Source organism: Plantactinospora sp. KLBMP9567 (genome assembly GCF_033446045.1).
GTDB lineage: Bacteria > Actinomycetota > Actinomycetes > Mycobacteriales > Micromonosporaceae > Plantactinospora.
The window spans coordinates 247,080-266,145 of record NZ_JAWQRR010000016.1 but is presented as its reverse complement, the minus strand read 5'-3'; the positions used below and the strand labels follow the sequence as shown (position 1 = coordinate 266,145).

Here is a 19,066-nt window from a genome sequence, read left to right as displayed (position 1 = left end):
CCCGGGTCGGCCCGCCCCGCCGGCCCGTCCCGTACTCCCATATCGTGGCAGCTCATGACGCCCGAGGAGTACGTCGAAGAGGTGCTCACGCTGGTCGAGCGGATCCCGCCCGGCCGGGTGATGTCGTACGGCGCGATCGCCGACCACCTGGCCGAGCGGTCCGGCCGGGCGTCGGCCCGACTGGTCGGCTCGATCATGGCTCGGCACGGTGGCGGGGTCCCGTGGCACCGGGTGGTCAACTCGGCCGGACGCCTGCCGCCGGGGCACGAGCGTGAGGCCCGGGCCCGGCTGCGTGCCGAGGGGACACCGCTGCGCGGCGCCGGAGTCGACATGTCGGCGGCCGACTGGCAGCCGACCGACTGAGGGGGCCGCGACCGGCCGCCGATCCGGTCCCCGCCCCGGTGCGGCGGCGGCGACCGGCACCGGGTGCGCGGCGGCGGCGACCGGCACCGGGTGTGCGGCGGCGGCGACCGGCACCGGGTGTGCGGCGGCGGCGACCGGCACCGGGTGTGCGGCGGTCAGCCCGCCAGGGGGACAGACTGGGCGCTGCGGCGCAGGATGCGTTCCTTGTCCGGGCCGCCCGGCACCGTCACCAGCAGGCAACCCGAGCGGGGCGCGACCGAGGCCGGCGAGCCGAGCAGTTGGGCGCTACGTACCAGCACCGCGGCGAGCTCGGTGTCGCAGATGCGTACCCCGAGGATGGTGGTCCGGACGTGCCGGCCGGCAGCCAGCAGCGCGGCGCGCCAGGCGGCGGCGGCCAGCGCCTGCCGGCGGGCGTTCCGGGGCGCGGAGGCGCCGACGGCGGCCGGATCGAGCAGGGCCGTCCGCCCTTGCCGCCAGCCCATTGACAGTACGGCGGGCTGCCCGGGCTCGGTGAGGTGCAGCCGGTGCAGTTCGTAGCGGCGGCGGACGCCTGCGGTGATCCGCTCCGACCGGGCCGGTGTGCCGAGCCGGGCCAGCAGTTCGGCGAGACGAGTGGCGGCAGCCTCCGAGCTGAACTCGGCCACCATTGTGGTCGGCTGCCGCACTCCCTCCACCCGGATGCACCTGACCAGGCACGCCGCCTCGAAGGCGTCCGCCAGCGAAGCTCGGTCCAGCAGGCTGGTTCTGCCGGACGGCCGTAGGGGCGGCCGCGTTGAGGCGTACGCCCCGGTGCTCCAGACCATTCCTGTCGCCCCCCGTATTCGCGACGACCAACTACGTTCAACGGTGGCCGTTACCGCGCCGAGGCGGTAGACATCGGTTGAAGGCTTGAGCAAAATTTGCGCTGAGTGTCGATCATCGCCGGGGTGGTGGTGGGGTGGGCGGGGCACGGTGGCACCGACGCGTCGGCCGGGGACTGCCCGGCCGGCGGCTCGGCACGCTCGCCGTGACGCTGGCCGTGGTCACCATCGCGTTGCCGGCCACCGCCGGATGCACCTCGCAGCCCGCCGAGCCGACCAGGCTGCGCATCGCGACCGGCAGCGCCACCGCGGTCTACTACGCCGTCGGCCAGTCCCTGGCCGGCATCCTCAACCGGGAGTTGCCGGACGTCACCGCGAGCGTGGTGGTGACCGCCGCATCGGCGGAGAACGTCTCGCTGGTCTCCACCGGTCGGGCCGAACTGGGCTTCACCCAGGCCGACATCCTGGCCACCGAGCCGGGCGAGGGCACCGGACTGAGTGCCGTTGCCCGGGTCTACGACGACCTGCTGCACCTGGTCACCCTGACCCAGGAGCCGATCCGGCAGTTGACGGACCTGAGCGGCAAGCGGGTGGCGATCGGCGCGCCGGGCTCCGGCACCGCGATCACCGCCGAACGCCTGCTCGACGTGGCCAGGGTCGGCGACAAACTGGCCGAGACGCTCCGGCTCGGCATCGACGACTCGGTCGCCGCGCTACGGGCCGGCAGGATCGACGCGTTCTTCTTCTCCGGTGGCCTGCCGGTGAAGGCGGTGGCGGACTTCGCCGCCCAGACCCGGGCCCGCTTCGTCGACCTCGGCCAGTGGGTCGAGCCGCTGCGCCAGTCCTACCGTGAGGTGTACGTCCAGCGGGACATCCCCGCCTCGGCGTACGGGTCGGCGCCGGTGACCACGGTGGCGGTGCCCAACTATCTGGTGGTGGCCACCAGCATGCCGGAGCAGCTCGTCTACGACGTGACCCGGCTACTGATGCAGCGCCGGGACGAGCTGAGCAGCGCCCATCCGGCCGCCGCCCGGCTGAACGTGCAGTCGGCGATCACCACCACCCCGCTGGCGCTGCACCCGGGTGCCGCCCGCTACTACCAGACGCACAAGCCCTGACCAGCGCGTTCACGCCTCGCCGGGCCGGAACCAGACGTCGGCGGTGAGCCCGGTCGGCTCGGCGGGACGCATGGTGAGGCGACCGCCGGAGGCGTCGACCAGTACCGCCACGATGGTCAGGCCGAGCCCCGCGCCGTCGATGTTCTGGGTGTCCGGGGCCCGCCAGAAGCGTTCCGTGGAGGATTGGAGCTGGGCGCCGGTCATCCCCGGACCGTCGTCGGTGACCCGGACCACCACCCCGTCGTCGGCGCGGTGCACCGAGACCTCGACCCGGCCACCCGGGTGGCCGAACTTGACCGCGTTGTCGATCAGCGCGTCCAGCACCTGGTCGACGGCGGTACGCACGGCCCGGGCGGGCAGCGGGCCGGTCACCGGGGCGAGGGTGAGGGTGATGCCCCGGTGGTTGGCCAGCGGCTGCCAGGCGGCGACCCGGGACGCGGCCACCGCCGCCGCGTCCACCACCACCATGGTGTGCTGGGCCCGTTCGGCGCGGGCGAGGGTGAGCAGCCCGTCGAGTACCTGGGCCAGCCGGTCGGTCTCCTCCAGCGCCAGCCTGTGCTCGTCGCGGCCGTACTCGTCGGTCAGGCTCGGCCCGAGTTCCTCGACCCGCAGCCGCAGCGCGGTCAGCGGGTTGCGGAGCTGGTGGCTGGCGTGCGCGACGAAGGCCCGCTGCCGTTCCAGGGCGTCGGCGACCGCGTCGGCCATCTCGTTGAAGCTGGTGGCGAGCCGGCGCAGCTCGGGCGGACCCTGCTGGGTCGGCACCCGGGCCAGGCCGTCGCCGGCCGCGATGTCGTGGGTCACCACGTCGAGTACGGTCACCGGGCGCAGCACCCAGCCGGCCAGCCGGAACGCCGTCATCACCCCGGCGGAGACCGCGAGCAGCCCGACCGCGGCCAGCGCCGCCCACCAGACGGTGACGGTCCGGCGTACCCGCTCGGTGGCGGAGACCGTGATGACGGCGCCGATCACCTCACCGCCGTCGTTCACCGGTACGGCTACCACCAGCGGGCCGACCTGCCAGGGCCAGAGCACCTCCGGCACGGTCATCTGCCGGCCGGCGAGGGCGCCGAAAATCGCCCTGTCGGTCAGCTCGGTGTCCAGTCGCGGCCCACCGGGGGCGGCCACCTGACGCCGTTCCCGGTCGATCACCGCGGCGCTGATCCCGTACAGCTCCTGGTAGCGCTGCAATTCGTCGTCGATCGCGCTGACCGCACCGGTACGCAGCGCGGGGCCGGAGAGCGAGGCGAACCGGTTGGCGTCGGCGAGCCGGTCCGCCCGGATCCGTTCGGTCTCCCGGTTGGCGAGGGTGATCGCCAGCGGGGTCTCCAGGGCGAGCAGGACCAGGATCATGAGCAGCGAGTAGCTGAAGACCAGGCGGCGGCGCACGGAACGGCTCCGGTCACTCGGCCCGGAGCCGGTAGCCGACACCGCGCACGGTCTGCACCAGGTCGGGATCGCCGAGCTTGCCGCGCAGCGAGCCGACGTGCACCTCCACGGTGTGCCGGGCGGCGCCGGTGGTCGGCCAGACGTCGAGGACGATCCGCTCGTGCGGCACCACCACGCCCGGCTGCCGGGCCAGCGAGACCAGGATGTCGAACTCCTTGCGGGTCAGCGCCACCCCGGCGCTGCGTACCGTGACCAGCCGGGCGGCGACGTCGATCCAGATCGGGCCGACCTCGACGACCTCCGGTCGGGGCGCGCCGGCCCGGGCCCGCCGGAGCACCGCGACGATCCGGGCCTCCAACTCGGCCATCGAGAACGGCTTCACCACGTAGTCGTCGGCGCCCATCCGCAGCCCGATCACCCGGTCGCGCTCCTCGCCGCGTGCTGTCACCGCGATGATGCCGAGCTGCGCGCTGCGCTGCCGAAGCACCCGGCACACCTCCACCCCGTCGCCGTCCGGCAGGGTGAGGTCGAGCAGCACCAGGTCGCAGGGGGCGGCGGCGAGCGCGGCGGCGGCGGTGCCGGCCCGCTCCACGTCGTAGCCCCGTCGGGACAGGGCAGAGGCCATCGCGCCGGCCACCCGGGCGTCGTCCTCGACCAACAGGATGCGCATGCCGGCCGCTCCTAATCTGTCGTACCAGCCGCTGCGATCATCCCGCATCGACGCGGCTGAACACAGCGTGGCGGAATGCCGGGACACTCAAGATTGGCTCAATTTCCCTGTTTCGATGTTCCCTGAGCTGCGGGGAGAAGCGTTAGATCAACATCATCCGAGTTGGCGCGGCCGCCCCTGCCGGACCCTTTTCCGTCGTACATCGTCGTATGAAGGGGTTTGCTGGTGAACCGAAGACTCTCCGGAATAGCCATGCCGACCGCGGTCGCGGTGGCGTTGCTGGGCACGCCGTTGCTGACCACGGCGACCGCGGGCGGGGCCACCGCCGCAGGCCGGGTGCCCAAGCCGCAGTCGGTGCTCGGCTGGGTGCCGTGCGCCGACTACAAGGTGGCCACCTACGAGCAGATCGCCGACTACTACCACAAGCTGGACCAGGCCAGCGACCGGATGAAGCTGGTCGAGATCGGCAAGACCAGCGAGGGCCGGCCGCAGCTCATGGCCATCGTCTCCGCCGAGGAGAACCTCAGGGCCGAGAACCTGGAGCGGTACCGGCAGACCTCGGTGCGGCTCTCCCAGGGCGACGGGCTCTCCGAGTCGGTGGCCCGGGGGCTGGCGCAGAGCGGCAAGGCGGTCGCCTGGGTCGACTTCGGCATCCACTCCACCGAGGTCGCCGGGCACCAGACCGCGCCGCAGTTCGCGTACGACCTGGTGACCAGCGAGACGCCGGAGGCCCGGGAGATCCGGGACAACGTCGTCACGCTGCTGGTGCCGAACGTCAACCCGGACGGCGGCACCAAGGTCGCCGAGTGGTACCGGCAGAACCTGGGCGGTCCCTACCAGGACGCCGGCTACCCGGAGCTGTACCAGAAGTACGCCGGGCACGACAACAACCGTGACTGGTACATGTTCAACCTCCAGGAGACCCAGAACGTCGGCCGGCAGCTCTTCCACGAGTGGCTGCCGCAGATGATGCACAACGTGCACCAGACGGCGGTCTTCCCGGCCCGGATCAGCATCCCGCCGTTCGAGGACCCGCTGAACCCGAACATCCACCCGCAGGTGGTCCGGGGCGTCAACATCGTCGGCGACGCGATGGGGCAGCGGCTGGAGCGCGAGGACAAGGTCGGCGCGCTGGCCCGGCAGCAGTACGACATCTGGTGGAACGGCGGCGCCCGGACCTCGCCGTACTACCACAACCAGGTCGGCATCCTGACCGAGACCGCGCACGCCTCGGCGACCCCGAGGGTGTACGACCCGAAGGACTTCCCGGCGACGTTCGCCGACGGCACCTCGACCAGCAAGCCGTCGGTGTTCTACCCGAGCCCCTGGCAGGGTGGCGAGTGGCACCTGTCGCAGAGCTGCGACTACATCAAGACCGCCTCCTGGGCGATGCTCCGGCTGGCCAGCGACGACCGCGAGGGCTGGCTCTACGGCGCGTACCAGATGGCCCGGGACGGTGCCCGCGACGGCGCCGGCGTCACCTACGTGATCCCGGCCGACCAGGCGGACTTCCCGACCGCGACCAAGCTGGTCGACAAGCTGCGCTGGAACAACATCCGGGTCGAGCAGGCACTCAGTTCGTTCAAGGTGGGCAAGCGGACCTACCCGGCCGGCAGCTACCTGGTCCGGGAGGCACAGCCCTACCGGGCGGCCGTGCTGGACCTGCTGAACCCGCAGGTCTACCCGGACCGGCGGCTCTACCCGGGCGGCCCGCTGGAACCGCCGTACGACATCACCGGCTACACCCTGTCGTTCCAGATGGGCGTCACCGTCGACAAGCTCGACCGCAACGTCCGGGTCAGCACCACCGAGGTCGGCTGGCCGAAGGTACCGACCGGGGTGGTGGCCGGGGCGCCGAAGCACGCGTACGCGCTCGACCCACGGGTCAACGACAGCGCGACCGCGGTGAACGCGCTGCTGGCGGCGGGGGAGAAGGTCTCCCGCAGCACCGCCGAGGTGACCACCCGCACCGGCAAGCTGCCGGCCGGCACCTTCCTGGTACGCACCGGCCCGCAGACCGGTGACCGGATCGGCGCGCTCGCCACCGAGCTGGGCCTGACGATCGCGGCGGTGGACGCCAAGCCGGCCGGTGCCAAGGCGCTCGCCGCGCCCCGGATCGGCCTGTACGACGGCTTCAACAACTACGACGAGGGCTGGACCCGGCTGATCCTGGACCAGTTCCGCTTCGGCTACGCCAAGCTGACCAACGCGCAGGTGCGCGCCGGTGACCTGCGGGCGAAGTACGACACCATCGTGCTGCCCGACGCCACCTACAGCTCGATGCGCAACGGCCGGGCGGCCGGCTCGCTGCCGGAGGCGTACACCGGCGGGATGACCGACGCGGGCATCGCCAACCTCAAGGCGTTCGTCGAGGCCGGCGGCACCGTCGTCACGCTGAACCGGGCAGCCCAGTTGCCGATCCAGGCGTTCGGGGTGCCGGTGAAGGACGTCACCGCCGGGGTCGAGGAGACCGAGCTGAACATCCCCGGCTCGGTGCTGAACCTGAACGTCGACGCGAGCGACCCGGTCGCGGCCGGCTTCGCCCCGACCGCCTCGGCATTCGTGGCGGATGGCCCGGCGTTCGAGGTCACCGAGGGCGCCAAGGGCGTATCGGTGGCGGCCACCTGGCCGACCAGCAACCTGCTCAAGAGCGGTTTCCTGCTCGGCGAGGACGTCATCGGCGGCAAGGCCGCCGTGGTGACGGCAAAGGTGGGCAAGGGCCAGGTGGTGCTGCTCGGCTTCAAGCCGCAGCACCGGGCCCAGTCGCACGGCACGTACCGACTGCTCTTCAACGCGATGTACCTGGGCGGTCAGCGCTGACCTGACCCGGGTGGCCGGTGGCCGGTCGGCGGATACGTCGACCGGCCACCTTCGCGTACGTTCCCGGGCCATGGATGTCGTGCCCGGTACTCGTGCCGCTCCCCCCGGCTCCCCGTCCCCGACCACCCTGCCGCGCCGGGTGCACGCCGGGTACGCCCTCGGTTCGCTGGCCACCGGCGCCTTCGGCACGGTGCCCGGCCTGGTGCTGCTGCCGTACCTGACCGACACGCTGGGGGTGGCCGCCGGGCTGGCCGCCCTGCTGGTGCTGCTGCCGAAGGCCTGGGACGTACTGGTGAACCCGGTCGCCGGGCGGATCTCCGACCGGACCCGGTCCCGCTGGGGCGCCCGCCGGCCGTACCTGCTCGGTGGCGGGCTCGGGCTGGCCGTGCTCTTCGCCGCCATCTTCGCGGCGCCGTTCCCGCCCGGCCCGGCCGCCGCCGGGTACGTCGCGCTGGCGTTCCTGCTCACCGCGACCGCGTTCGCCTTCTTCCAGGTCCCGTACGTCGCCATGCCGGCCGAGCTGACCGACGACTACACCGAGCGGACCCGGCTGATGACCTGGCGGGTGGCGGTACTCGCGCTGGCCATCCTGGTCTCCGGCGCGCTTGCCCCGGTGGTGGTGGCCGCTGGTGGCGACGGCGTACCCGGGCACCGCTGGCTTGGGCTCTTCGTGGCGGTGCTGATCGCGGTCGGTGCGGTCGGTGCGTTCCTCGGTACCCGGGCCGCCCCGACCGGGGTGGCGGTGGCGAGCGAACCGAGCCTGCGGGCCCAGCTCGCGGTCGCCGCCGCGAACCGGCCGTTCCGGCTGCTGCTGGTCTGCTTCGTGGTCCAGGCGGCCGGCGTCGCGACCGTGCTGGCCGGGGTCAACTACTTCGCCGCGCACGTGCTGCGTGATCCGGAGACCGGCCCGACGCTGCTCTTCGGGTGTTTCGTCGGCCCGGCGCTGCTGGTGATGCCGCTGTGGAGCCGAGCGGGTGCCCGGCTGGGCAAGCCCCGGGCGTTCACCGTGGCGTCGCTGCTCTTCGCGGCCGGCGCGCTGGCCCTGGTCGCCGCCCCGGTGCTGCCGGCCCCGGCGGTCTATCTGGTGGTCGCGGCGATCGGCTGCGGGTACGCCGGTCAGCAGGTGTTCGGGATGGCGATGCTGCCGGACTGCATCGCGTACGACACCGCGCGCACCGGCCGCCGCCAGGCCGGGGTCTTCACCGGGCTGTGGACGGCCGGCGAGACGTTCGGGCTGGCCCTCGGGCCGGGCATCTACGGTCTGGTACTGCAACTGACCGGCTACGTCTCCTCGTCGACCGGCCAGGCGGCGGCCCAGTCCGGCACAGCCCGGGCCGGGGTGCTGGTCGGTTTCACCGTGCTGCCGGCCCTGCTGGTCGGGCTCGCCCTGCTGACCATGCGCGGCTACGACCTCACCCCGGAACGGCTGGCGACCGCCTCCGACGCGAATCCCCACCGCCGCCCTTCCCACCCCACCTGAGCCCCCCACCGCCGCCCTACCCACCCCACCTGGCCCGCACCGCCTCCTCCTACCGGCAAGTGCGGACCCAAGCCGGATCTTGACGACTTCTTGTCGTCTCAACAGCTGTCATGGGACTGAACAGTCGTCTCAACAGCAACAAGTCGTCAAGATCTGCGCACCGGACCGCAGAGCGCGGCGGGCGGGCGGCGGGCGGGCGGTTCGGGGGCAGGGTGGGGTTGGAGGGGTGGAGGGGTGGGAGCACGGCAGGAATCCGTGCCGTGGTCCGGGTGTCTGACGCGCTCACCTGCGCCGTTACAACTGTTACGGTGGCCGCCATGATCGAGGCGTTGCCGCCGGTGGGCGTACCCGCGGACAAGGTGCTGGCCGAACTCCGCGACCTGCGCGCCGCAGACCTGCCGACGCACGGCGGCCGGCTCTTCGCCTACGTCTACGACCCCGCCGTACCGGGGCTGGACGAGTTGGCGAACTCGGCGTACGCGCTGGCGGCGCACGTCAACGGGCTGGACCCGACCGCCTTTCCGTCCCTGCTGGCCCTGGAGAACGCCCTCGTCGGCGCGGCCGCCCAACTGCTCGGCGGCGGGCCGGGGACGGCGGCACCCGAGGTTGTCGGCAGTGTCACCGGCGGCGGCACCGAGTCGCTGATCCTGGCCGTCAAGGCGGCCCGGGACGCCCGGCCCGAGGTGGCCCGGCCCCGGCTGGTGGTACCGACCAGCGGGCACGCCGCGTTCGCCAAGGCGGCGCACTACCTCGGGCTCACTCTCGACCAGGTGCCGGTCTCGGCGCGGACACTCCGCCCCGCGCCCGGGGACGTCGCCGCCGCGATCGGCCCGGACACCGTGCTGGTCGCCTGCTCGGCGCCGTCGTACCCGTACGGGGTGGTGGATCCGGTGGCCGAGATCGCCGAGGTCGCCGGCGCGGCCGGGGTGCGCTGTCATGTGGACGCCTGCTTCGGCGGCTGGACCCTGCCCTATCTGCGCCGGCTGGGCGTACCGGTACCGGCGTTCGACTTCGCGCTGCCCGGCGTCACCTCGATCTCGGTGGACCTGCACAAGTACGCCTACGCCCCGAAGGGCGTCTCCGTGCTGCTGCACCGCGATCCGGAGCTGCGCCGGTCGCAGTACTTCGCCTTCGCCGGCTGGCCCGGCTACACGCTGGTCAACCCGGTGCTCTCGTCCACCCGCTCCGGCGGGCCGATCGCCGCCGCGTACGCCACCCTGCGGCACCTCGGTGACGCCGGCTACCTGACCCTGGCCGAGCGGACCCTGACGGCGGTACGCGGGCTCGCCGACGCCGTCTCCGAAGTGGACGGCCTGCGGCTGCTCGCCCAACCGGAGTCGACGGTGGTCTGCTTCACCGGTACCGACCCGGGGCTGGACCTCTTCGTCCTGGCCGACGAGCTGAGCCGGCGTGGCTGGCACACCCAGCCCCAGCTCTCGTACGCCGGTCTGCCGGCCAACATCCACCTGTCGGTGACCGCCTCGGTGGCGCCCCGGGTGGCGGAGTTCGGCGCGGACCTGCAGGCCGCGGCGGCGGACGCCCGGTCGGCCGGCCCGGTGCAGCTTCCCGCCGCGCTGCTGGAGACGCTCGGCGCGCTGACCCCGGCACAGCTCACCCCGGAACTGGTCGCCGGGGTGGCCGCCGGGCTGGGCCTGGACCGCGCCGCCGCCGGCCGGCCGCCGGAGCGGATGGCGCCGGTCAACACCCTGCTGGACGCGGCACCGATCCCGATCCGGGAACGGCTGCTGGCCGAGTTCCTCGGCCTGCTCCAGCGGCCTGGCTACTGACTCGGCCTGTTCCAGCGGCCTGGCTACTGAGCGGACGCTCCGGCGGCCCACCACTGCCCGGGGCCGCCGGTAGGGCGTGGCCGACCGGGTTCAGCCGCCGGCCAGGCGGAGCCGCACCGCGATGCTGTTGTTGGCGGGTGTCTCGTCGGTCAGGTAGTTGCCCTGGAGATTGCTGCGCACGGTCAGCCGGTAGCCGTCGATCGTCCGGGTACCAGGCGCCGGTGCCACGTCCACGGTGATCCGGAAGGTGCTGGTCTGGGTGCCGCCGATCGGGGTCATCCCGGCGAAGCCGGCGCAGTTCGAGGTGCGGGTCTGCGAGTTCACGTCGGTGAAGCCACAGCCGCCGAACGTGTCGTCGTCGAACCAGGTCCGCACCTCCAGCGGCTCGACCAGGATGAGTCCGTTCATGTCGTACGGCTGCTGGCCCTGGTTGCGGATCGAGATCTGCAGGGTCCCCGTGTACCGGCCATCCTCCGGAGTGAGGGTCACCTCGGACGGACCGGTCAGCACCAGGTCCGTCGGCCGGGCCGGCTTGGCGGGTCCGGGATCCGGAGCCCGGCCCTCGTCACCGGGGTCGGGCGGCGCCGGGGTGGCCGGGGTGCTCGGCGGGGTCGTCGGGGTGGGCGTCGCGCTCGGTGTGGGAGTGCTGCCGGGCGAGGGCGAGCCCGACGGTGAGGCGGACGGCGGAGTGGCTGTCGGAGCGGCGCTTTCGCTGGGCGTGTTGGCAACCGGCGGGTCGGGCAGATTGGTGCCGTTGGTGCCGAGTACGCCGACCACGCTGCCGGCCACGACGGCGATGGCGAGCGTCCCGACGGCGGCGATCCGGTTGCGGGTGCGCCGGTAGGCGATCCGCCGGGGGGCATCCGGATCGGGTGTCACGACCCGGTCGAGTGCGTCGGCGCGGAAGTCGGCGAACGCCGCGTCGAGCCGGCGGGCCGTGCTCGGGTCCAGCTCGTCCACGTCAGATCACCTCCATCCGGCTGGTCGGCTCCGGCGGCTTCCGGACGGTGCTGCCGGGCGCCGCGGCATCCGGGCCAGTGTCACCCAGCCGCGCGGCCAATGCGATCCGTGCCCGGTGCAGCCAGGACTTGACCGTGCCCGGCGCCACCTCGCACTCCAGGGCGATCTCGTTGATCGACAGGTCTGCCATGTGGTGCAGTACCACGGCCCGGCGCTGGTTCGCCGGCAGTGTCGCCAGCGCCGCCGCCAGGGCCACCCGGTCCGGGCCGGGTCCGGGCACGTTCTCCGGCCGCTGCCGTTCCAGATATTTGCGAGCGGTACGCAGCCGGCGCCATCTGCTGGTGGCCGTGTTCCAGGCCACCCGGCGGAGCCAGCTCACCGGGTCGTCGTACCGGGCGATCTTGTCCCAGCGGGGCCAGGCGCGGCTGAACGCCTCCTGCACCAGGTCCTGCGCCTCGGTCATGTCACCCACATAGGCGTAGAGCTGGACGACCAGGGACTGGAAGTGGGCCCGGTAGACGTCGTCGAACCGTGGCACCAACTCCTCGGTCTGCACATCCATCTCCCCGTTGGTGATCCGTGTACCCGCCACACAGGCCGGGTGGGTGACCGGCAGAGCGGGGACGGAGCCGCCCGGCTCCTGGAGTGCCAGGGGCCGGGCGCCGACGACCGTCATGCTAGGCAGCGCCGTCAACGGCGGTGATGGAGAACGCCGCCGCGTTGTCAGAAGGGTCCACATCGGACAGCTCGTCGAGGAAGAAGACGGTGTGCAGCCGGACGGTGCCGGTGCCCAGGTCGCCGGGAGCCGTCCCGGCCGGCGCGCTGACCAGCAGTTCCATCGACCGCTCCTCGCCCGGCATGAAGTCGCCGCCCGGCACCTCGCACCACGGGAACAGGCAGACGGCCTCCGGGCTGATGCCCCGCAGTTGCACCCCGTCCGGCAGTACCGCCTCGAGCTGGAGTCCGTCGTGCGGGGCGTCGCCGTCGTACCGGACGGTGACCGGGACCCGGCCGAGGTAGCTGCCGTCGTCCTGGCGTACCAGGGTGGCGGCCCCGGCGGTGACCGTCGCGTCGGTCTGGGTGTCCTGCACGTACGGGCGGGGGTTGCGCAGCGAGCCGGTGGTGGACCGGAACAGCGTGTCGAAGCTGTCGGTGACGGTGACCGGCCGGGAGTCGGCGGTCTGCACGGTCACCGCGCCGCCGACGGCCGACATGGCGTACGCCCGGGTCGTGGTCAGCACCTCGAAGTCGAGGGTGTACTCCCGACGCTCACCGGCCCGGATCGGGTTGGCGCCGCAGTTGATGTCCCGGCGCAGCTCTCCGTCCCGCTGCCCGTAGAAGCAGGGGAAGTCGGAGTCGACGGCTGCGAAGGCCCCCGCGACCGGCTCGGTGACGGTCAGCGACAGGTCCGCCGTCTCCGTCCCCCGATAGGAGATCGTCAGTGGCACGCTGCCCCGGTATCCGCGCTCGGTCGGCTCCAGCACCAGCCGACCCACCGTGACCGAGGTGTCCCTGCGTTCGCCGAGTTCGCCCAGGCCGCCGTGCGGAGCGGCCTGCGCGGCCGGCGCCATCGCGAGTACGGCCATCGCGGTACCGAGTGCGCCGACGGTCAGGCGGCGGGTGTTGATGATGGGCATTCCAGTTCCTCCGGGTCCACATCGGAGGGCGGTCCGTCCGCCCGTTCCGTGTTGCGGCCAAGACACGTCGGCCACCGGATCTCCGGTTGCACCCGGATCGTGTCGGCTGGCTGACACCCCCGGCGCCGCCGCGCCGCCGGCAATCCATCGATGATTGTCGCCGCTGGCTATTTACTGTTAACAATCTTTCTTTTATGTTGAGGAGACCTTCCCGATGAAGTAAGGAGCCCACGATGCGAAGAACCGTGGTCCTGGCGGTCACGACGGTGGCGGCCGTCGTCTCCGCCCTCCTCGTGGCCCCGCAGGCCGCCCAGGCGCACGGCTACATCTCCTCGCCACCGAGCCGGCAGGCGCTCTGCGCGCAGCGGGCGGTGTCGTTCGACTGCGGCCAGATCCAGTGGGAGCCGCAGAGCGTGGAGGGCCCTAAGGGGCTGCGCAACTGCCACGCCAACATCGGGCACTTCGCGGTGCTGAACGACGACAGCCGGCCCTGGCCGGCCACCTCGGTCGGGCAGACGGTGAACTTCAACTGGGTGCTGACCGCCCGGCACGCCACCAGCACCTGGGAGTACTACATCGGCGGCTCCCGGATCGCCGTCTTCGACGACGGCGGGCGGCAGCCCGGCGCCACCGTCTCGCACACCGTCAACCTGGGCGGCCGGAGCGGCCGGCAGAAGCTGCTGGCGATCTGGAACATCGCCGACACCGCGAACGCCTTCTACGCCTGCGTCGACCTCCAGATCGGCGGCGGTGGAGGCAACCCCAACCCGAACCCCACCCCCACGCGTACCACCAACCCGCCCACCCCGCCGCCGACCACCGCACCGCCGCCGGCCGGCGGAACCTGGCGGGCCGGCACCGGGTACCAGGTCGGCAGCCAGGTGACCTACGGCGGCGCGACGTACCGCTGCCTGCAGGCGCACACCGCGATCGCCGGCTGGGAACCGCCGAACGTACCGGCGCTCTGGCAGCGCGTCTGACGCCGTTCCGGCGGGACGCACCCGGCGCGGATACGGACCCGTACCCCCTGCGGGTCCGTATCCGGCGCAGGTCCGCTCCCGGGACCGTACCTGGAGACGAGAGGGCATGAACCGCTTCCGCCGTACCCTGATCGTCGCGACGCTGTTGCTGCTCGGCGGCTGCGCCCCCGCACCGGCCCGGACCGGCGTCCCGGTCGGGGTCCCGGCGCCCGCCCCGGCCGGCTCCGCCCCGGCGTCGGCCGCGCCCGGCGGCGCCTTCAACGAGACCGACGTGATGTTCCTACAGATGATGGTGACCTCGCACGGCCAGGGGCTGGCGTTGGTCCGGCTGGCCCCCGAGCGGGCGGAGCGGGAGGAACTGAAGATCCTGGCCGCCGCGATCGACGTCACCCAGGAGGCCGAACAGCGGACCATGCGGGACTGGCTGCGCGGCTGGGGCCGGAGCACGTCGGCGGACCCGGACGCGAACGCGCACGCCGAGCACGGCGGGCTGCCGGTACTCGGGCCGGCGCAGCTCTCGGCGCTCTCCCGGAGCAGCGGGACGAAGTTCGAGACGGACTTCCTCAACCTGCTGATCGGGCACCAGCACAACGCCGTCGAGCTGGCCCGGATGGAGACGACGTCCGGCGTCCACCCGGAGGTACGCGAGCTGGCCCGGCGGATCGACCTGTCCCGGACCGCCCAGATCGACCAGATGCTGAAGATGCTGCGAAAGGCCGGATAGCGGGGCCGGGCAGCCAGACCGGCCACGCCGGACGGGGATCGGCCCACCGCGCGCCGGCCGGCCGGCGCCGGTCCTGTGGTTCACTGTCGGGTGGGCGACGGGGAAGGAGGCCGGCCGTGCAGTTACCCGCGGTGCTCGGTGAACCGATCCGGTTCGTGCTCAACTGGGGCCGGCGCTATTCGCTCTGGGTCTTCAACTTCGGGCTGGCCTGTTGCGCGATCGAGTTCATCGCGACCAGCATGGGCCGGCACGACTTCATCCGGCTCGGCGTGATCCCGTTCGCGCACGGCCCCCGCCAGGCCGACCTGATGGTGGTCTCCGGGACGGTCACCGACAAGATGGCCCCGGCGATCAAGCGGCTCTACGACCAGATGCCCGAGCCGAAGTACGTGATCTCGTTCGGTGCCTGCTCCAACTGCGGCGGGCCGTACTGGGACTCGTACTCGGTGACCAAGGGCGTGGACCAGATCATCCCGGTCGACGTCTACGTGCCGGGCTGCCCGCCGCGCCCGGAGGCGCTGCTGCACGGGATCCTGCGGTTGCAGGACAAGATCGCTGCCGAGAACTCCGGCATCGGCGGGGTGGCCCGCCCCGACGAGCTGGCCTCGCCGGCCGACCGGGTCGGCCCGCCGGCCGGGCGGAGCGCCGAGTCGCTCACCGCGCCGCCGGTGCCCCCGCCGGCCGCGAAGCACTGACCGGTGGGCGCCCCGGCCCGGCGGTAAGCCCCGGCACAGCCCCCGGGTTGGCCGGACCACAGCCACGGGTGGCGGGGCGGAACTAGCCTGCGATCATGACTAGCACCTACGGTCGGCGGGCAGAGTGGCTGGTCGACGTCCTGATCGCCGAGTTCGGCGAGTCGATGGCCGTCGACCCGGCCGCGTTCCGGCGCAAGTTCCGGAAGATGGCCGCCTCGCCGTTCGCGTTCTATCGGGGCAGCGCCTCGGTCTTCTACGCCGACATGGTCGGCGACTTCGCCGACGAGCGGTTCCTCGACGACTGGACCAGCCGGGTCTGGATCCACGGCGACCTGCACGCGGAGAACTTCGGCACCTACATGAACGGCTCCGGGCAGCTCGTCTTCAACGTCAACGACTTCGACGAGGCGTACGTCGGGCCGTTCTCCTGGGACCTGAAGCGCTTCGCGGCCAGCGTGGCGCTGCTCGGCTACGGCAAGGCGCTCTCCGACATCGTGATCGGCGACCTGGTCACCCGGTTCGCCACCGCGTACCTGACCGAGCTGCGGGCGATCGCCCGGGGCGGCGACGACGCGATCGGCTCGATCCGGCTGGACAACGCCGACGGGGCGCTCCGGCGGGTGCTCCAGCAGGCCCGGCTGCGGACCAGGGTCGAGCTGCTGGCCCAGCAGACCACCATCGACCAGTACGAGCGGCGGTTCTCCCTCGGCGACGGGGTCTACCAGGTCGACCGGGACGTCCGGGCCGCCGTGGTGGCGGCGTTCGAGCGCTACCTGGGTACGCTGCCGCCGGCCACCGCCGAGCACCGTCCGGTGAGCGCGCAGGTCAAGGACGTGGTGCTGCGCAAGGGCGTGGGGATCGGGTCGGCCGGGCTGCCGTCGTACAACCTGCTGCTGGAGGGACACACCCAGGCGCTGGAGAACGACGTCGTGATCTACATGAAGCGGGCCCAGGTTCCGGCGGTGGCCCGGTACGTCACCGACGACGGGGTCCGGAGCTACTTCCGGCACCAGGGACACCGGACGGCCGAGTCGCAGCGGGCGTTGCAGGCGCACGCCGATCCATGGCTGGGCTTCACCGAGCTGGACGGGCACGGCCAGCTCGTCGCCGAGGTCTCCCCGTACGCCGCCGACCTGGACTGGTCGGACGTGAACGAGCCGGAGGAGCTGGCCGGGGTCCTCGGCGACCTGGGCCGGGCGGTGGCCCGGATGCACTCGGTCGCCGACGACGAGTCCAGCCACGACCTGGTCGACTTCTCCACCGAGGAGGCGATCGTCGCCGCGGTCGCCGCCGACGAGGCCGGGTTCGTCGGGCACCTGGTCGACTTCGCCCACGCGTACGGGGCCAGGGCGCGGCAGGACCACCAGATCTTCGTGGACCTGTTCCGCAACGGCGAGCTGCCGGGACTGTAGCGGGGCCTGTTCCGTCGGGCGGGGCCGATAGGCTCCGGCCCGCGCCCCGGCGACGGTCGGCGGGGCGGTGACCGGGACCGGGAGGCGGCGTGTTCGCGGGACTGGACGAGATCGACTGGGCCGGCATGTCCCACGCGTACGGGCCGGCGACCGAGGTGCCCGAACTGCTCCGCGGACTGGTCTCCGCCGACCCCGCCACCCGGGAGATCGCCCTCGACGGCATGTACGGCGCCGTGCACCACCAGGGCGACGTCTACGCCTGCACGATCGCCTGCGTGCCGTACCTCTTCGAGGTGGTGACCCGGGCCGGCGGGGCGGGCCGGGGCCCGGTGGTGAGCCTGCTGGCCAGCATCGGCGGTGCCGAGGTCGACGACCCCGACGAGTTGGTCCGGTCGGCCGAGGCGGGCCGCGACGACGAGGACGACGACGAGAACTGGGCGGAGAACTACCGCCGGGCCGAGGCGGTGGTCGCCGCCGGGCTGCCGGTCTTCCTCGACCTGCTCACCGATCCCGATCCGGCGGTACGCCGGGCGGTGCCGGAGGCGCTGCTGGTGTGCCGGGCCGAGGCGCCTCGGACGCTCGACACGCTGCGGCGCCGGCTGCCCGCCGAGCCGGACGCCGAGGCCCGGACCGCGCTGGTGGAGGCGGCCGGCAGCCTGGTACGCCGGGCCGCCGCCGGCCACCTGCCCAGCGTGCCCGAGTCGAGCCTGCGAGCCGCGACGACCTGGCTGCTGGAGCTGGTCGGCGACACCTCCGTCGCGTCGGCCCTGCGGCTGACCGCGCTCACCTCGGTCAGCGCGGGAGCGCCGAGCATGCTGCCGGCCGACCTGGTACCCCGGGCCCTGGCACTGCTGGACGGGGCGTACCAGAAGCCCGCGAGCGCACCCGAGCCGGCCGGCTTCAGCACCGACACCCTGATCGGCGCCATACGCGCCCTGCACGAGCAGGCCGACGCCGGCCGGCGGGGTCCACGGCTGGGGCCCGCCGTCGGCAGCCTGAGCCGGGCGCTCGGTGACCGGGTCGACGACCGGATCCGGCTGGTCAGCACGCTGCTGGACGGCTCCGACCGGGAACGCCGGCTGGACGCGCTGCCCGCCGCCGGTCAGCTCGTGGACGGTTGGCGGGGCGACTACCGGGAACTGGTCGGGCTGATCGGCCGACAGTTGGCGGACCCGCACCCGTTGCTCTCCCGGGCGGCCGCCCGGACCCTCGTACACCTCGGCGAGCTGAACCGGCCGGCGGCCGACGCGCTCGCCGAGGCGGTGGCCGGCGCGGCCCGGGAGGAGCCGCACCACAGTGCCGCCGGCCCGCCGGCCTGGGTGATGGTCTGGCCGAGCCACGGGCCAACCGTCGGCGGCACGCTGGCCGCGCTGGCCCGGCTCGGTGACGCTCGGGCGCTCCCGCCGCTGCGCTGGGCGCTGGAGCGCGACGAGCCGCCGAAGGACGCTGGCGCCGCGCTGAGCGGGCTCGGCCCGGCCGCCGTCGAGCTGCTGCCGCTGGTCCGGCGGCAGTTGCGCCGGCTCTCCCCGACGGACCGGGACTTCCCGGAGCGGCGCGGCGGGCTGGCCCGGGCGGTGGGCAGCCTCGGCCCGGCCGGCGTGCCGGCCCTGCCCGAGCTGCTGCCGCTGGCTACCGACGGGTGGGTGATCCGCCAACTCGGCCGGCTCGGCCCGGCCGCCCGGGACGCCGTACCGGTGCTGCGGCCGCTGCTCGACGCCCCGCAGCGCGGTCCGGCGCTCGCCGCCGCGGCCGCGCTGCACCGGATCACCGGTGACCCGGCCCGGCTGCTCCCGGTGCTCGGCCGGTTCCTCGACGGCGACCAGTTCGACGCCAGCGACGCGGCCCAGGAAATCGCCGAGATCGGACCGGCCGCCGCCGAATGGCTGCCCCGGCTCCGGGCCCTGCTCGGGCGGCCGGACCCGCACGGCTGGGTGCACCTGCGGGCGGCCGGAGCGGTGTGGCGGGTGGCCGGCGACGCCGAGACCGTGCTGCCGGTGCTGTCCCGGGTCTGGGAACGCAACGTGCACACCCGGCGGGCGGTGGCGACCCTCTGGGCCGAGATCGGTACGCCGGCCGCCGCCGCACTGCCGCTGCTCCGGGCCGAGCGGGAACGGGCGCGCCGGCACACCGCCCGGGACAACGGCTGGAGCAGCGCACAGGTCGGCGAGGACGAGGAACTGCTCCGGCTGATGGCCGCCGCCGTCACCGCGCTCGCCCCGGCCGAGAGCTGAACC

16 protein-coding genes are annotated in these 19,066 nt (G+C 73.2%); 10 read left to right on the top strand and 6 right to left on the bottom strand.

Annotated elements, in window-relative coordinates:
* Positions 1-54: 54 nt before the first annotated feature.
* Positions 55-363: an MGMT family protein gene (locus tag R6Y94_RS12735; RefSeq protein ID WP_318396004.1), complete on the top strand. Its 309-nt coding sequence runs from the start codon at positions 55-57 to the stop codon at positions 361-363.
* A 155-nt stretch (positions 364-518) separates the two neighbouring features.
* Here the strand turns inward: R6Y94_RS12735 and R6Y94_RS12730 are convergent, their stop codons facing one another.
* Positions 519-1,166 carry a hypothetical protein gene (locus tag R6Y94_RS12730; protein ID WP_412102746.1) on the bottom strand — a complete coding sequence of 216 codons (648 nt, stop codon included), beginning with the start codon at positions 1,164-1,166 and terminating at the stop codon, positions 519-521.
* Positions 1,167-1,300: 134 nt separating this feature from the next.
* On the opposite strand from R6Y94_RS12730, the gene R6Y94_RS12725 reads away from it, so the two are divergent.
* Positions 1,301-2,281, top strand: coding sequence for a TAXI family TRAP transporter solute-binding subunit (locus R6Y94_RS12725; protein WP_318396002.1), 981 nt, complete (start codon positions 1,301-1,303; stop codon positions 2,279-2,281).
* 9 nt (positions 2,282-2,290) lie between these two features.
* Here R6Y94_RS12725 and R6Y94_RS12720 read toward each other — a convergent pair whose 3' ends face one another.
* Together R6Y94_RS12720 and R6Y94_RS12715 are read right to left on the bottom strand one after the other, a co-directional pair.
* Positions 2,291-3,667, bottom strand: coding sequence for a HAMP domain-containing sensor histidine kinase (locus tag R6Y94_RS12720; RefSeq protein WP_318396001.1), 1,377 nt, complete (start codon positions 3,665-3,667; stop codon positions 2,291-2,293).
* 13 nt (positions 3,668-3,680) lie between these two features.
* Positions 3,681-4,337, bottom strand: a complete 657-nt coding sequence (locus tag R6Y94_RS12715) for a response regulator transcription factor (RefSeq protein WP_318396000.1) — start codon at positions 4,335-4,337, stop codon at positions 3,681-3,683.
* Between the two features lie 225 nt (positions 4,338-4,562).
* Here R6Y94_RS12715 and R6Y94_RS12710 point away from each other — a divergent pair, with 225 nt between their 5' ends.
* The 3 genes from R6Y94_RS12710 to R6Y94_RS12700 all read left to right on the top strand — a co-directional run bounded on the left by R6Y94_RS12710 (position 4,563) and on the right by R6Y94_RS12700 (position 10,424).
* Positions 4,563-7,157 (top strand): M14 family metallopeptidase, encoded by a 2,595-nt coding sequence (locus R6Y94_RS12710; protein ID WP_318395999.1) that lies wholly within the window; start codon positions 4,563-4,565, stop codon positions 7,155-7,157.
* Positions 7,158-7,296: 139 nt separating this feature from the next.
* Positions 7,297-8,637, top strand: a complete 1,341-nt coding sequence (locus R6Y94_RS12705) for an MFS transporter (protein ID WP_412102756.1) — start codon at positions 7,297-7,299, stop codon at positions 8,635-8,637.
* Positions 8,638-8,954: 317 nt separating this feature from the next.
* The gene (locus R6Y94_RS12700; RefSeq protein WP_318395997.1) at positions 8,955-10,424 is read left to right on the top strand and encodes an aspartate aminotransferase family protein; all 1,470 of its coding nucleotides are present in this window, start codon (positions 8,955-8,957) and stop codon (positions 10,422-10,424) included.
* Between the two features lie 90 nt (positions 10,425-10,514).
* Here R6Y94_RS12700 and R6Y94_RS12695 read toward each other — a convergent pair whose 3' ends face one another.
* From R6Y94_RS12695 to R6Y94_RS12685, 3 genes are all read right to left on the bottom strand, one after another.
* Positions 10,515-11,384 (bottom strand): hypothetical protein, encoded by an 870-nt coding sequence (locus R6Y94_RS12695; protein ID WP_318395996.1) that lies wholly within the window; start codon positions 11,382-11,384, stop codon positions 10,515-10,517.
* A gap of 1 nt (position 11,385) precedes the next feature.
* Positions 11,386-11,946: a SigE family RNA polymerase sigma factor gene (locus tag R6Y94_RS12690; RefSeq protein WP_318396101.1), complete on the bottom strand. Its 561-nt coding sequence runs from the start codon at positions 11,944-11,946 to the stop codon at positions 11,386-11,388.
* A gap of 115 nt (positions 11,947-12,061) precedes the next feature.
* A complete protein-coding gene (locus R6Y94_RS12685) occupies positions 12,062-13,021 on the bottom strand; it encodes a hypothetical protein (RefSeq protein WP_318395995.1) in 960 nt (319 codons plus the stop codon).
* Between the two features lie 233 nt (positions 13,022-13,254).
* On the opposite strand from R6Y94_RS12685, the gene R6Y94_RS12680 reads away from it, so the two are divergent.
* The 5 genes from R6Y94_RS12680 to R6Y94_RS12660 all read left to right on the top strand — a co-directional run bounded on the left by R6Y94_RS12680 (position 13,255) and on the right by R6Y94_RS12660 (position 19,063).
* A complete protein-coding gene (locus R6Y94_RS12680; RefSeq protein ID WP_318395994.1) occupies positions 13,255-14,001 on the top strand; it encodes a lytic polysaccharide monooxygenase in 747 nt (248 codons plus the stop codon).
* Between the two features lie 106 nt (positions 14,002-14,107).
* On the top strand, positions 14,108-14,725 hold the full coding sequence (locus R6Y94_RS12675) for a DUF305 domain-containing protein (protein WP_318395993.1): 618 nt from the start codon (positions 14,108-14,110) through the stop codon (positions 14,723-14,725).
* 116 nt (positions 14,726-14,841) lie between these two features.
* On the top strand, positions 14,842-15,420 hold the full coding sequence (locus R6Y94_RS12670; RefSeq protein WP_318395992.1) for an NADH-quinone oxidoreductase subunit B family protein: 579 nt from the start codon (positions 14,842-14,844) through the stop codon (positions 15,418-15,420).
* Between the two features lie 95 nt (positions 15,421-15,515).
* The gene (locus tag R6Y94_RS12665; RefSeq protein WP_318395991.1) at positions 15,516-16,832 is read left to right on the top strand and encodes a DUF2252 domain-containing protein; all 1,317 of its coding nucleotides are present in this window, start codon (positions 15,516-15,518) and stop codon (positions 16,830-16,832) included.
* Between the two features lie 89 nt (positions 16,833-16,921).
* Entirely contained in the window at positions 16,922-19,063 is a 2,142-nt protein-coding gene (locus R6Y94_RS12660) for a HEAT repeat domain-containing protein (protein ID WP_318395990.1), read from the top strand.
* Positions 19,064-19,066 lie beyond the last annotated feature (3 nt).